Annotated in this window: 11 protein-coding genes and 2 pseudogenes; 10 read left to right on the top strand and 3 right to left on the bottom strand. The window is 66.3% G+C overall.

Going from position 1 to position 14,351, the window contains the following annotated elements; translation table 11 throughout:
• Positions 1-50: 50 nt before the first annotated feature.
• The 4 genes and pseudogenes from M9978_RS05760 to M9978_RS05740 form a co-directional block, all read left to right on the top strand.
• Positions 51-986, top strand: a complete 936-nt coding sequence (locus M9978_RS05760; RefSeq protein ID WP_254292029.1) for an alpha/beta hydrolase — start codon at positions 51-53, stop codon at positions 984-986.
• 98 nt (positions 987-1,084) lie between these two features.
• Complete coding sequence (gene manD / locus M9978_RS05755; RefSeq protein ID WP_254292028.1) at positions 1,085-2,293, top strand: D-mannonate dehydratase ManD; 1,209 nt, start codon at positions 1,085-1,087, stop codon at positions 2,291-2,293.
• Between the two features lie 338 nt (positions 2,294-2,631).
• The gene (locus M9978_RS05745) at positions 2,632-3,381 is read left to right on the top strand and encodes a FadR/GntR family transcriptional regulator (RefSeq protein WP_254292026.1); all 750 of its coding nucleotides are present in this window, start codon (positions 2,632-2,634) and stop codon (positions 3,379-3,381) included.
• Positions 3,382-3,429: 48 nt separating this feature from the next.
• A pseudogene (locus tag M9978_RS05740) lies at positions 3,430-3,573 on the top strand (SUMF1/EgtB/PvdO family nonheme iron enzyme); the annotation flags it as partial.
• A gap of 7 nt (positions 3,574-3,580) precedes the next feature.
• Here M9978_RS05740 and M9978_RS05735 read toward each other — a convergent pair.
• Complete coding sequence (locus M9978_RS05735) at positions 3,581-4,504, bottom strand: Gfo/Idh/MocA family protein (protein ID WP_254292024.1); 924 nt, start codon at positions 4,502-4,504, stop codon at positions 3,581-3,583.
• Between the two features lie 195 nt (positions 4,505-4,699).
• Here M9978_RS05735 and M9978_RS05730 point away from each other — a divergent pair, with 195 nt between their 5' ends.
• Positions 4,700-6,427: an IlvD/Edd family dehydratase gene (locus tag M9978_RS05730; RefSeq protein WP_254292169.1), complete on the top strand. Its 1,728-nt coding sequence runs from the start codon at positions 4,700-4,702 to the stop codon at positions 6,425-6,427.
• Positions 6,427-7,773, top strand: a pseudogene (locus M9978_RS05725) (SMP-30/gluconolactonase/LRE family protein); the annotation flags it as partial. The gene M9978_RS05730 and the pseudogene M9978_RS05725, both read left to right, overlap by 1 nt.
• Before the next feature lie 18 nt (positions 7,774-7,791).
• Here M9978_RS05725 and M9978_RS05720 read toward each other — a convergent pair.
• Entirely contained in the window at positions 7,792-8,517 is a 726-nt protein-coding gene (locus M9978_RS05720) for a FadR/GntR family transcriptional regulator (RefSeq protein ID WP_436977166.1), read from the bottom strand.
• Between the two features lie 140 nt (positions 8,518-8,657).
• Between M9978_RS05720 and M9978_RS05715 the strand changes: the two genes are divergently transcribed.
• The 3 genes from M9978_RS05715 to M9978_RS05705 are packed head-to-tail and all read left to right on the top strand — an operon-like array spanning position 8,658 to position 11,760.
• Positions 8,658-10,271, top strand: a complete 1,614-nt coding sequence (locus M9978_RS05715; RefSeq protein ID WP_254292023.1) for a sodium/sugar symporter — start codon at positions 8,658-8,660, stop codon at positions 10,269-10,271.
• Positions 10,272-10,273: 2 nt separating this feature from the next.
• Entirely contained in the window at positions 10,274-11,137 is an 864-nt protein-coding gene (locus M9978_RS05710) for a 2-dehydro-3-deoxygalactonokinase (RefSeq protein WP_254292021.1), read from the top strand.
• Complete coding sequence (locus M9978_RS05705; RefSeq protein WP_254292020.1) at positions 11,134-11,760, top strand: 2-dehydro-3-deoxy-6-phosphogalactonate aldolase; 627 nt, start codon at positions 11,134-11,136, stop codon at positions 11,758-11,760. Before M9978_RS05710 ends, M9978_RS05705 begins: the two co-directional genes overlap by 4 nt.
• Before the next feature lie 350 nt (positions 11,761-12,110).
• Here M9978_RS05705 and M9978_RS05700 read toward each other — a convergent pair whose 3' ends face one another.
• A complete protein-coding gene (locus M9978_RS05700; protein WP_254292019.1) occupies positions 12,111-13,262 on the bottom strand; it encodes an FAD-dependent monooxygenase in 1,152 nt (383 codons plus the stop codon).
• A 165-nt stretch (positions 13,263-13,427) separates the two neighbouring features.
• Between M9978_RS05700 and M9978_RS05695 the strand changes: the two genes are divergently transcribed.
• Positions 13,428-14,351, top strand: coding sequence for an NAD-dependent epimerase/dehydratase family protein (locus tag M9978_RS05695; protein WP_254292018.1), 924 nt, complete (start codon positions 13,428-13,430; stop codon positions 14,349-14,351).

Below are 14,351 nucleotides of genomic sequence, written 5' to 3'. Positions count from 1 at the left end.
GATAATTCATATAATGTAGAAGATGTGAGGGTGGAGTAACCATGACGAGGATGACGCGTCGCACAGTGATCGCAGCGGGAGCAGCGGCGGCGGCCGCGCCGTTACGCGCCCAAGGTTCCGCGATCGAACGGCTTCCGATCTGGCCGGCGCTGCCACCCGGTGGCGAGCGAATCCGCGTTCGCGACGAATTCGTCAAGCGCTCGCCGGACGGCCCGCCCGACGATATCGCCTGGCCGCATGTCGCGACGCCGATGCTCAACGTCGTTCCGCCCGGCCAGTCCAATGGCGGCGCGATCCTGCTGATCCCCGGTGGCGGCTATGCGCGCGTTGCCGTCGGCCGGACCGGATCGCCGCAAGCCTGGGCATTTGCCGCGCGCGGCTTCACGGTGTTCGAACTGCTCTATCGCCTGCCGCGCGACGGCTGGGCCGCCGGACCCGATGTGTCGCTGCAGGATGCGCAGCGTGCAATGCGCTTGATCCGCGCCGGTGCGGCGAAATGGCGCATCGCGCCCGAGCGGGTCGCGGCGATCGGCTTCTCTGCGGGCGGCCATCTCACGGCCCGGCTTGCGAGCCGTCATTCGCAAAGGACCTACGAACCCGTCGACGACGCCGATCGGCAGACCCCGCGGCCGACCGTTGCGGGTCTCTTCTTCCCGGTCATCACCATGACCGAGCCTTCCGCGCATGCACATTCCAAGCGCGAACTACTGGGCGGCGATGTGACACCGGCGCGGGTCGCGCGATTTTCGGCGGAGCGCGACTTGCCATCGGACATGCCGCCGACGCTGGTCGCGCATGCTGCCGACGATCCGGTTGTCAGTGCTGCCAACAGCCTGATCATGTTCGCCGCGCTGCAAGCCGCGAAGATCCCGTCCGAGCTTCATATCTTCGAAAAGGGCGGCCACAGCCTGCCGCTCGAGGAAGCGGGCAAGGATCACCCATGGCCGGGGCTGTTCGAGCGTTTCGCGCGCCGGCACGGCATGTAGCTCATCGCTCCGAATAAGTCGGATAAATTGGCCTTACCATTTTGGTTGATATTGGTCAGGCAATCGCTACGACGGTGCCAAGCGACAAAGGAAGTGCCATGAAGATCACCGCCGCCCGCGTCATCGTGACGTGTCCCGGGCGCAATTTCGTCACGCTGAAGATCGAGACCGATCAGGGCGTTTACGGCATCGGCGATGCAACGCTGAACGGCCGCGAACTGTCGATCGTGTCGTATCTCGCGGACCATGTCGCGCCGTGCCTGATCGGCATGGACCCGCGGCGGATCGAGGATATCTGGCAGTATCTCTACCGCGGCGCCTATTGGCGGCGGGGTCCGGTGACGATGCGGGCGATCGCCGCGGTCGACGTCGCACTGTGGGACATCAAGGCCAAGATGGCGGGCATGCCGCTCTATCAACTGCTCGGCGGCCGCAGCCGCGACGGCGTGATGGTCTATGGCCATGCCAATGGCAGCGATATTGGCGAGACGGTCGATGCGGTCGGCCACTATATCGACATGGGTTACAAGGCGATCCGCGCGCAGACCGGCGTGCCGGGGATCAAGGATGCGTATGGGGTCGGCCGCGGCAAGCTTTACTATGAACCCGCCGATGCCGCGCTGCCCTCGGTCACCGGGTGGGACACGCGCAAGGCGCTGAACTATGTGCCCAAGCTGTTCGAGAAGCTGCGCGACACTTATGGCTTCGACCATCACCTGCTGCACGACGGGCACCATCGCTACACGCCGCAGGAGGCCGCAAATCTCGGCAAGATGCTCGAGCCGTATCAGCTGTTCTGGCTGGAGGACGTGACGCCTGCGGAGAATCAGGAAGCGTTCAAGCTGATCCGCCAGCACACCGTCACGCCGCTGGCGGTGGGCGAGATCTTCAACACGATCTGGGACGCCAAGGACCTGATCCAGAACCAGCTGATCGACTATATCCGCTCGACGATCGTCGGCGCGGGCGGGGTCACCCACCTCAAGCGCATCGCCGACCTCGCAAGCCTCTATCAGATCCGCACCGGCTGCCATGGCGCGACCGATCTGTCACCGGTGACGATGGGCACGGCGCTGCACTTCGACACCTGGGTGCCCAATTTCGGCATCCAGGAATATATGCGCCACAGCGAGGAGACCGACGCGGTCTTCCCGCACGACTACCGGTTCGAGGACGGCTATCTGTTCGCCGGCGAGACGCCCGGCCATGGCGTCGATATAGACGAACAACTGGCCGCCAAATATCCCTACAAGCCCGCCTATCTGCCGGTCGCGCGGCTCGAAGACGGGACGATGTGGAACTGGTGAGCCGCCAGCCCGGCCTATCGCCGTGTAGCTCGCCTGAAAGGCCAGCACGAACCAGCTATATTGCTCAGTCGATATCGCGAACTCGCTTTTCAGCATCGGCGCGCCGACCGAGAGCGTCGAGCGGGCGAGATAGTTGAGGATCGTGCCGAGCGTCACGAGCCCGATGATCCACAGCGCAAATGTTTAATCACTGCATGATCCTTGATTTGCGCTGTACCCATCGCTTCATTGCATTTTGTCCTGACCAAAAATCAAAACGTGCCGAATTTGGCATTGCCAATAATCCGCGGATCGGCGGCTGCTCTCGACGCCGCATCGCTCACTCGGTAGGAAACGGCATGACCGGAAGTCAGAAGCTGTATCAGCGGATCGCCGACACCATCGCGGCGCGGATCGACGCCGGGCAATATGCGCTCGGCAGCAGGCTGCCGGCCGAGCGCGACCTGGCCGACGAATTCAGCGTCAGCCGGCCAACGATCCGCGAAGCGATGATCGCGCTCGACATTCGCGGACTGGTCGGCGCCCGCAAGGGTTCGGGCATCTATGTCCGCGCCGCCTCGCCGGACCCGGCCAACCCTCAGGCCGAGCTCGACGTCGGCGCGTTCGAGCTGATCGAGGCCCGGGCGATGTTCGAGAGCGAAGCCGCCGCGCTGGCTGCAGCATCGATCGACGACGCGCAACTGGGTGAGCTGCGACAATTGCTGCGCCAGATGGCGCGGCCCTGCAGCGTGGCCAACGCGTTCGAGGCCGACAAGCGCTTCCACCTCGCCATCGCCGAGGCCACCGGCAACAGCGTGGTCGCGTCGGTGGTCGAACGGCTGTGGACCATCCGCGAGCAATCGCCGCTCTGCGCGCATATGTTCGCGCAGGCGCGGCGCGAGGGCGTCACCCCTCGCGTCGACGAGCATCAGGCGATCGTCGATGCGCTGGCCGCGCGCGATCCGCAGCGCGCTCGCGAGGCGATGCGCACGCATTTGCGCCGGGTGACGGACGACCTGCTCGCCGCGACCGAGCTGGACATGATCGAAAAGGCCCGCGCCGATTTCGCCGCCCAGCGCAAGCGCGTGGTGGCGCGCACCACCGTCTGAGCGCGCCGCCACCGCATGGGCGCCGGCGGTCATCCCGCGGACACGCAGCGCACCGGCCGCAAGGTGATCAAGGGCGGATCGCATCTCTGCGCCCCCAATTACTGCCAGCGCTACCGGCCCGCCGCGCGCCACCCCCAGGCGGTCGACAGCCCGACCAGCCATATCGGCTTTCGCTGCATCATCCGCGGTTGAGGCACGGTCAGAAGTCGAACGGCTCGACGACCCTGCGCTCGCCCACCAGAAACGCGTCGGCGACGAGCTGCAGCGGCCGCAGATCGACGTCGCTTTCCCCCGCTCGTACCAGTTCGGCAAAGCGGCGGTAGAGCCGCGCATATTCCTCATTCGGCCCGGCGAGCGGGGCCGCGTCGGGCAGCTCGAGCCGGCTGCCGCCATCACGCAGGCGCAACACGCCCGCATCGGTATCGACCTCGATATCCCAACTCTGCTGTCCGGTCTGGAGGAAATCGAACTCGGCGGCGACCGGCGCGTCGCCGGTGCGCAACGCGATCGACGCGGCGATCGGGCTGACGCGGTTGGTCGGGACGGACAGGACCGCGCCGGTCACTACCAGCGGATCGGGCAGGATTTGCGTGGCGATCGACAGCGCGTTGATGCCGGGATCGAACACACCGAAGCCGCCCGCGGCGAGGATCCAGTCCTGCCCCGGATGCCATTGGCGAATGTCTTCCTTCCAGCGGATGCGCACCGCGGCGATCCGCTTGCCGGCCAGCCAGTCACGCGCCGCATCGACCTCGGCGGCTTCGCGCGAATGCCAAGTCGCGCACAGCGTCACCCCGCTCGCCGCAGCCATCAGCGCGAGCGCCTCGATCTCCGACACCGTTGCAGCTGGCGGCTTTTCGAGCATCAGATGCTTGCCCGCGCGGAGCACTGCCGCCGCTTGCTCGTATCGCCCGTCGGGCGGCGTGCACAATGACACCGCGTCCAGTTCGGGCCGCGCGGCGAGCATCTCCTCGACATTCGGATAATGGTCGACACCCTCGAGCCGATTGTGACGGCTGGCCGCGGCGCACAGGTCGAAATCAATGCTCCGGGCCAATGCCGGGACATGCTGATCGCGCGCGATTTTGCCGATGCCGACGAGGCCGAGTTTCATGCTGTTCATCCATTCGCTCTTTTATACGATATATATGCTTCCTATCCGCCGCCAAACATATTATCAATGCATGCTGTGAGGGCATAAGGTGCGAGTCCGCAAGGGGACTCGGCGAGCGGAGAGGAAGTGATTTTGGGGCAGGGAAGCAATGGGCCACGGGAGTTGCGTTCGCGCGCGTGGTTCGACGACCCCGACAAGCCCGACATGACCGCGCTCTATGTCGAACGCTATCTCAACTACGGGATCAGCCTGGAAGAACTGCAATCGGGCCGCCCGATCATCGGCATCGCCCAGACCGGCAGCGACCTCGTTCCCTGCAACCGGCATCATATCGAGCTCGCCAAGCGCGTGCGCGATGGCATTCGCGACGCAGGCGGCATCGCGATCGAATTTCCGGTGCACCCGATTCAGGAGACGGGCAAGCGCCCGACCGCGGGCCTCGACCGTAACCTCTCCTATCTGAGCCTGGTCGAGTCGCTTTACGGCTATCCCATGGACGGCGTGGTGCTGACGATCGGCTGCGACAAGACCACGCCAGCCTGCCTGATGGCGGCCGCGACCGTGAACATCCCCGCGATCGCGCTGTCGGTCGGCCCGATGCTCAACGGCTGGTTCAAGGGCGAGCGCACAGGCTCTGGCACGATCGTGTGGAAGGCACGCGAGATGCTCGCCGCCGGCGAGATCGATTACAAGGGCTTCATCGAATTGGTTGCATCGTCGGCACCCTCGACCGGCTGGTGCAACACGATGGGCACGGCGACGACGATGAACTCGCTGTGCGAGGCGCTCGGCATGTCGTTGCCGGGGTCGGCAGCGATCCCCGCGCCCTATCGCGACCGCCAGGAAAATGCCTATCGCACGGGGCTCCAGATCGTCGAGATGGTCCAGACCGACCGCAAGCCGTCGGACATCATGACGCGCGCGGCGTTCCTCAATGCGATCCGCGTCAATTCGGCCATCGGCGGATCGACCAACGCGCCGATCCACCTCAACGCGATCGCGCGTCACATCGGTGTCGAACTGACCCTTCAGGATTGGGAATCGCACGGCGCCGGGGTGCCGCTGATCGTCAATCTCCAGCCGGCCGGGACTTATCTCGGCGAGGACTTCTACCGCGCCGGCGGCGTGCCGGCGGTGATGGGGCAATTGCTCGACGCAGGCCTGCTCGACGGCACGGTGACGGGTGCGAACGGCAAGACCGTCACCGAGAATGTCGGCGGCGCGGCGACGCAGGATGCCGATGTGATCCGCCCGCTGGCCGATCCGCTCAAGCCGTCCGCCGGCCTCACCGTCCTGTCGGGCAATCTGTTCGACAATGCCGTGATGAAGCTCAGCGTGATCTCGCCCGAATTCCGCGACCGCTATCTCAGCAATCCGGCAGACCCCGATGCGTTCGAGGGCAATGCGATCGTCTTCGACGGCCCCGAGGATTATCATGCGCGCATCGACGATCCCGCGCTCGGCGCTGACGAACACTCGATCCTGATCATGCGCGGCACCGGCCCGATCGGCTATCCGGGCGGTGCCGAAGTCGTCAACATGCGCCCGCCCGTCGCGCTGATCCAGGCCGGCGTCAACGCGCTGCCCTGCCTTGGCGACGGCCGCCAGTCCGGCACCAGCGGCAGCCCGTCGATCCTCAACGCGGCGCCCGAGGCCGCGGTCGGCGGCGGGCTTTCGCTGGTCCGCACCGGCGACCGCATCCGCATCGATCTCGCCCGGCGCAGCGCCGACATGCTGGTCGATGAGGCTGAGCTGGCACGGCGGCGCGCTGAGCTGGCCGGCTCGCCCGATTATGTCCCGGCCTCGCAGACGCCGTGGCAGGAAATCCACCGCACCATCACCGGCCAGTTCGATGGCGGCGCGGTGATCGAGCTGGCCGTCAAATATCAGCGCATCGCCCAGACTCAGGGGCTGCCGCGGGACAGCCATTGATGGCTGACGTGCGCGTGATCGAGCGCGAGCGCGGCGACCGGCTGGGCGAAGGTCCGCTCTGGTCGGCGCGCGACGATGCGCTCTATTGGGTCGACATTCTCGATCACCGCATCAACCGCCTGTCGCTGGCGGACAGCCAGGTCGAAAGCTTCGAACAGCCCGACTATGCCGCGTGGATCATCGAACGCGAGCGTGGCGGCTTCGTCGCCGGGATCGGGCTCGACATCGTTCGGCTGGACCTGCCCGCGAACCGCCGCGCGCCGATCGGATCGGTCGATCGCGGCATCGCCGGCAACCGCCTCAACGACGCCAAGGCCGACTCGCTCGGCCGCATCTGGGCAGGGACGATGCCGGCAAGCTGCGACCGGCCAAGCGGCGCCTTCTTTCGCATCGACCCCGATGGGCTGATCGTCCATGCCGATGGCCCCTATACGATCGCCAACGGCCCCGCGATCGACCCGCAAGCCCGCTTCCTGCTGCACACCGATACGGCGCTTGCGACGATCTTCCGCTTCGACGTCAATGACGACGGCAGCCTCGGCCAGCGCCAGCCATTCATCATGTTCGAGGCCGATTGGGGCAATCCCGACGGCATGACCTTCGACGCGCAGGGCGGGCTGTGGGTCGCCTGCTGGGGCGCGGGCTGCGTCACGCGATTCACGCCGGAGGGTATCCGCGACCGTTCGATCGCGTTGCCCGCCAGCCAGATCACCAGCTGTACCTTCGCCGGCCCCGGTCTCGACCGCATGTTCGTCACTTCGGCGGGCGAAGGCGTGGACGAGCCGCACGGCGGCGCCCTGTTCGAAATCGATCCCGGTTGCCGTGGCCGGGCACCGGAAAATATGGCGGATAGAGGAGAGCGTTCGATGGCGAGCAACAAGGCACTGTTTTTGACGGCGGCTGCGGCGGCCTGCATCGCGGCGGGAAGCGCCGAGGCGGCGACCGCCAAAAGGTCGGTCTTCGGCAAGCTGCAGGATGGCCGCAATGTCGGTGCGGTCACGCTTGCCAACGGGCGCGGCGTCACCGCCACCGTCATCGCCTGGGGCGCGACGCTGCAGTCGGTGGTGATGCCCGATCGCACCGGCAAGCGCGCCGACGTCGCGCTCGGTTACGACAATATCCGCGACTATCTGGAAAAGCCGCAATATTTCGGCACCACCGTCGGCCGCTTCGCCAACCGTCTCGCGGGCGGCCGCTTCACGCTGGACGGCAAGACCTATCAGACGCCGATCAACAACGGAAAGAACGCGCTGCACGGCGGCACCACCGGCTTCGACAAGGTGCTGTGGGAGATCGTGTCGGTGAAGGACGGCCCGGCCGCTTCGGTCACGCTGCGCTATGTCAGCCCCGACGGCCGCTTCCGGTCAGACCGCCGTGTCGCCCTTTTCCTCGATCAGGTCGAGCACATCGCCGATCAGCGAGCGCATCGCATTGCGGGCGCCGTCAGGGTCGCGCGCCATGATCGCGTCGCGCACCGCGGCGTGATCGGCGACGCTGGCGGTCCGCCCCTTGATCCGGTTGGTGAAGCGGATCGAGGTGCGCAGCGCGGTGCCGACGACGTCGCGGAACTGCGCGTAGAAGGGATTGCGCGACGCGCGCAGGATGGCGACGTGGAACGCGATGTCCGATTCCAGCGTGTCGTCGAGACCGCGGTCGGCGGCCTCCATCCGTCCGAGGCCCTGATCGATCCGCTGCAGATCGTCCTCACCCGCAAACTGCGCCGCCAGCGCCGCCGCCTCGGGTTCGATCGCGACGCGCAGCTGGTTGAACTGTTTCAGCAGCTCGACCGAAAACTGCCGTTCGAGCAGCCAGCGCAACACATCGGTGTCGAACAGGTTCCACGAGGTGGTCGGCTGAACCACTGTCCCCTGCCGCGGCCGCGCGCTGAGCAGACCCTTGGCGGTCAGCATCTTCACCGCCTCACGCGTGACCGAACGGCTGACCCCATGCTGCTTGGCCAGTTCCGCCTCGGTCGGGAAGCTTTCGCGCTCGAACCGGCCGGTCACGATCGCCCGCCCCAGATTGTCGAGCAGGCCATATGTGAGGTTGCGGCCCAGCTCCGGCCGTACCCCATCAGCCAAGGTCGTCAGTACGCTCGCCAAATCCTCGCCTTCCCTGCTCTTGCCGACCACATTCTTTAGCGAATGCGCCACGCTTTGCTAGACAGACCCAATTTATATGATAATTAGCCAATGGCAAGGCGCACGGCGTCGTAAGGAGGGGAACAGCGATGACGAGTTTGTCGCAAATCGATCTGATCGTCGTGATCGTCTACGCCATCGGCATCTTCGGCCTCGCGCAATGGGTGAGCCGCGAGAAAGCGGGCCATGCCAAGGACACGTCCGACTATTTCCTGGCGTCCAAGTCGCTGCCGTGGTGGGCGATCGGCGCGTCGCTGATCGCAGCCAATATCTCGGCCGAACAGATCGTGGGCATGTCGGGCTCGGGCTATGCGCTCGGCCTCGCCATCGCGTCCTATGAATGGATGGCGGCGCTCACGCTGCTGATCGTCGGCAAATACTTCCTGCCGATCTTTCTCAAGAACGAGATCTACACCATGCCGCAGTTCCTGGAGCAGCGGTACGGCCGCGTGCTGCCGGTGCTGATGGCAGTGTTCTGGCTCGCGCTCTACGTGTTCGTGAACCTCACCTCGATCATCTGGCTGGGCTCGATCGCGGTGAACAAGGTGGCCGGGATCAACCAGGATGCAGCGCTGATCGCGCTCGGGGCCTTCGCCCTGCTCTATCAGCTCTATGGCGGCCTCAAAGCGGTGGCGCTGACCGACATCGTGCAGGTCACGCTGCTCGTGCTCGGCGGGCTTGTGATTTCCTATCTGACGCTCAACCAAATCGGCGGCGGGCAGGGCGTGCTGGCCGGATTCGGCGTGCTGAGCGAGCGCGTGCCCGGCCATTTCGACATGATCCTCGCCAGCGACCATCCCTTCTACAAGGACCTCCCCGGCATTTCGGTGCTGGTCGGCGGCATGTGGATCGCCAACCTCTCTTATTGGGGGTTCAACCAGTATATCATCCAGCGCGCGCTCGCCGCGAAGAACCTCGGCGAGGCGCAGAAGGGTGTGGTGTTCGCGGCCTATCTCAAGCTGCTGATGCCGGTGATCATCGTGCTGCCGGGCATCGCGGCGGTGGTGCTGGCGCCGGAGCTCGCCAAACCCGACGAAGCCTATCCGACGATGATGAAACTGCTGCCGCCGGGCCTGCTCGGCCTCGTCTTCGCGGCGCTGATCGCCGCGATCATCGCGTCGACGGCGAGCAAGATCAACTCGATCGCCACCATCTTCACGCTCGATCTCTACGCCAAGGCGCGCGGGATGAGCGCGCGGACCGTAACCGGTGACCCCGACGCGCCGGGCGGCACGGTCGGCCACGAAAAGCATCTGGTGTTGGTCGGCCGCCTCGTCGCCGCGCTGGCCGTGGTGATCGCCCTGCTCACCGCACGGCCATTGCTCGGCAATTCGGATCAGGCGTTCCAGTTCATCCAGGAATTCTCCGGCTTCTTCACGCCGGGCATCACGGTGATCTTTCTGCTCGGCCTGTTCTGGAAGAAGGCCAGCGAAGCCGGCGCCATTGCCGCGGCGATCACTTCGGTGGCGCTTTCTTATGGGTTCAAGATGTGGATGCCGGAAATTCCGTTCATGGATCGGATGGGCATCGTCTTCCTTGCCAGTCTCGCGCTCGCGGTGGGATTGAGCCTCGCGTTCAAGGGCCGCGGCGACGCCAACCGCGTGACGATGGAGGGTGTCAGCTTCCGCACGTCGGGCAGCTTCAACATCGCCGGTGTCGGCGTTATCCTGATCCTGATCGCGCTCTATGCAACCTGGTGGTGAGCATGGGTGAGCCGTTCCTGGCGGTTGATTGGGGGACCACCAACCGCCGGGTCTATCTAATCCAAAACGGCGAGGTCACGCGCACCGAACGCGACGATCTCGGCGTCACCGCCGTGCGGGATTTCGACGCAGCGGTGACCGAAATCCGGGCACGGTTCGGCGACCTCCCCATGCTGCTCGCCGGCATGGTCGGATCGAACATCGGCTGGCGGCTGGCGCCCTATGTCGCCGCTCCCGCCGGGGCCGGCGAGCTGGCCGCCAACCTGCTGCGCATCGACGCGAAAACCGCGATCGTCCCCGGCGTCTCGACGCTCGCCGGCGGCCGGCCCGACGTGATGCGCGGTGAGGAAGTGCAACTGCTCGGCGCGGTGGCGGCCGGGCTGGTACCTGGCGACGCGCTGCTCGCCCAGCCCGGCACGCATTGCAAATGGGCGGAGATGGCGGCGGGCTGCATCGCCGGCTTCACCACCGCGATGACCGGCGAGCTGTTCGCGCTGTTGCGAAATCACGGCCTGCTCGCGGCCCAGCTTCACGGCGAGGTCAGCGCTAATGCCGCATTTCTGGCGGGCGTCGAGGAAGCGAAGCAGCGCGATTTCGGCGCTTCGCTGTTCGGAATCCGCGCCGCGAAGATGCTGGGCACACGCGACGATGCGGACGCCGCATCCTATGCCAGCGGGCTGCTGATCGGCAGCGACGTCGCCGCACGGCTCGAAGCTTCGCTACATGACACCGTCCACATCCTGTCGGGACCCGAACTCGGCAAGCTCTACGCCGCCGCAATCCGCGCCAACGGCCGCGAGGCCGAACTGATCGACAGCCACGCCGCGTTCGTCGCCGGCATCATCGCCATCGAGAGCCAGTCATGACCCATCTCGCTGAATTCGACGCCGCCTTTGCCCGCTGCCCGCTGATCGCGATCCTGCGCGGACTGACGCCGGACGAGGCGGTGCCGGTCGGCGAGGCGCTGATCGGCGCCGGCTTCACGCTGATCGAGGTTCCGCTCAACTCGCCCGATCCGCTCGAGAGCATCGCGCGGCTCGCCCAAGCGGCAGCCGGGCGCGCGATGGTCGGCGCGGGGACGGTGCTGAGCGAAGCCGATGTCGCTGCCGTCGCCGCGGCTGGCGGCACCCTCATCATCTCGCCCAACGCCAATCCCGGGGTGATCGCCGCGTCGGCAGCGCGCGGCCTCGTCTCGTTGCCCGGCATCGCCACACCGACCGAGGCCTTTGCCGCGCTCGATGCCGGCGCCACCGCGCTCAAGCTGTTCCCCGCCGAGGCTGCTTCGCCCACCGTGCTCAAGGCAATGCGCGCCGTGCTGCCCAAGGTGCTTCGCATCCTGCCGGTCGGCGGGATCGCACCCGACAATATGCAGCCTTGGCGCGACGCAGGTGCGGCAGGTTTCGGCCTCGGCTCGGCGCTCTACAAGCCCGGCTTCACTGCCGCCGAAGTCGGCACGCGCGCTGCTGCCTTCATCAAGGCGCTCGGCTAGGCCTTTGGGACCGATGCGCGCTGACGGCGCGCGCCTGCGCCGTCAGCACGAGTTCGGCGGCGAGCAACGCGCCGTTGCCGCTATGCCCGTCCACCGAATGGAGCGCCCGTCCGCATAAGCGAGGTCGGGCTGCATCGTGTCGATGCGGTCGTTGGCGCCCCTGATCCGCGCATAGCTGCGCTGACCGCCATGCCGAGGGCGACGCCGGCGCCCTTCATCATCGTTCGGCGATCGACCATTCCACCTCTCCCGTTCGGTATCGAGCGGGACGCTAAACCGGCGTCAGGTCATTTTCAATATATATCATATATATAGATATAGATTTGCGGCTCGAACATGGCTGACCTTGCTTAGAATGGTGCGGCGAGCCGGTGCAGCGCGGCCCCGATCCGGGCGCCGATCGCGTCCGGGCTGCCGCCTTCAAGCTGGAGGCGGCCGACGGAAATGCTGGTGTCGACGATATCCTTGCAGCGATCGAAGCGCCTCGCCTCATAGGCAGCGAGCGCCGACTCTGCCGGCACGTCGCGGTCGAGTTCCTCGGCCAGCACGATCGCGCTTTCGACCGCCATGCCCGCGCCCGACGCCAGATGCGGTGTCGTCGCATGGACGGCATCGCCCAGCAGGACGATGCGGCCGTTCGACCACGGCCCGGGCTGCAGCCTGGCCGACAGCGGCCGGTAGTTGATCCAGTCATCGCGGGTCATGTTGTCGCGGATCCAGCCTGCGCTGCCGCCGAACCCGGCGAGATTCGCCTTGAGCTGGTCGTAGAGTTCGGCGTCGTCGAAATGGCGCTCGCGCCGCACATGTGGAGTCAGCATCCACATATACACCGCATCCTCACCGCAGGGGGTGATGCCGACCGGATATTGATGCCCGAAATAGAATTCGCCGCGTTCGAGGCCGGGGGGGCGACTGATCGAGATGCGCCAGCACCCCTGCCCGGTCCGCTCGGGCTCGCCCATGTGCGGGAAGGCGAGCGAGCGCACGCGCGAATGCACGCTGTCAGCCCCGATGACGAGATCATAGCGGCCGGTGCTGCTGTCCGAAAACACCACCTTCACGCCGCCGCCGTCATTGGCCAGCGCGTCCACGGTCACACCGAGCCGCACCGGGACCTCGAGCGCGCGGACCCGCCCCTGCATGATATGGTGCAGGACCGGACGCATGATGCCTCCGGTTGCCGGGAGCCCTTCCTCGAGCGCCGGCTCATCGAGGTCGTGGAGATGCTTGCCCGTAAAGTGGAAGATGCTCGAACCATTGGTGATCGCGCCCTGTTCGGCGATGTCGCGCACCATGCCGAGATGCTTGTACGCGCGCAGCGTCGGCCCGGTGATCGTGATCCCCGCGCCATAGACTCGCCACTCAGGGTCGAGATCGATCAGCTCGACCGCCACGCCGCGTTCGGCGAGGCTGATCGCTGCCGCCATGCCGCCAACGCCACCGCCGACGATCAGCGCGCTGGAAATACTCGAAATCATCGTCGCGCCCCTCCGCTTTGTCATGATCGCTAATCGTTGGGCCGGCCGCGGCAAAATCGACAGAATGGATGGAGCTGTATCGGTCGCGGCAAAGCGTCCCGCGCGGTGGATGACCGGCTATCGATAGAATTCGCAGGCGTTGGGCGCGTTGGCAGAATAGCCCGTGCGGCGAATGGAGAGGCACAGGCGATGACGATCATAGTGACCGGCGCGGGCGGGTTCGTCGGCCGCCATCTGGTGGCCAGGCTGCTTGCGGGCGGGCCGCCGGTCGTCGGACTGGACACGGCCGCGTCGTCAATCCCTGCGGGAGCCCGCGCGGTGGCGGGCGATCTGGGCGATCCGGCGGTGCGTGCCGATGCGCTCCGCGACGGGTGCGAAGCGCTGATCCATCTCGCTACCGTTCCCGGGGGCGCCGCCGAGGTCGATCCCGGCGCCTCGCGACGGATCAACATCGATGCGATGTACGACCTGCTCGAAGAAGCCGCCGCTGCTGGCAATCGTCCCCGCGTGGTCTTTGCCAGCACGATCGCGGTCTATGGCGATCCGTTGCCGACCGGCGGGGTCGACGACGCCACGCCGTTGTCGCCGCGAATGATCTATGGCGGACACAAGGCGATGATGGAGACGGCGGTCGCCATGCTGTCCAATCGCGGCGCGATCGATGGCGTGACCGTGCGCCTGCCCGGCATCCTCGCACGCCCCAAGGGACCTTCGGGCATGAAGTCCGCATTCATGTCCGACCTGTTCCACGCGCTGAAGGCGAGCGAGCCGTTCGTCTGCCCGGTGTCACCCGACGCGACGATCTGGGCGGAGTCGGTCGAGTGCTGCGCGGCGAATTTCGTAACCGCGCTGGCCTGCGACACGGCGCTGTTGCCGCCGACGCGCGCGGTGACGCTGCCCGCGCTGACGATCCGCATGGGCGATCTTGTCGAGGAAATCGCGCGCCAGTGCGGCGTCGATCCCTCGCTGGTCAGCCGTGCGCCCGACCCCGACCTCGAACGCGCGTTCGGGTCGCATCCGCGCCTGACCACCGCCGCCGCCGAACGCGCGGGATTTGCGCATGATGGAAGTGTCGCTACACTCGTGCGACGAGCGCTTGCGACGCTCGACTAG

This window comes from Sphingomonas tagetis (genome assembly GCF_024211275.1).
Taxonomy (GTDB): domain Bacteria; phylum Pseudomonadota; class Alphaproteobacteria; order Sphingomonadales; family Sphingomonadaceae; genus Sphingomonas; species Sphingomonas tagetis.
This window is presented reverse-complemented; position numbering and strand designations above follow the sequence as displayed.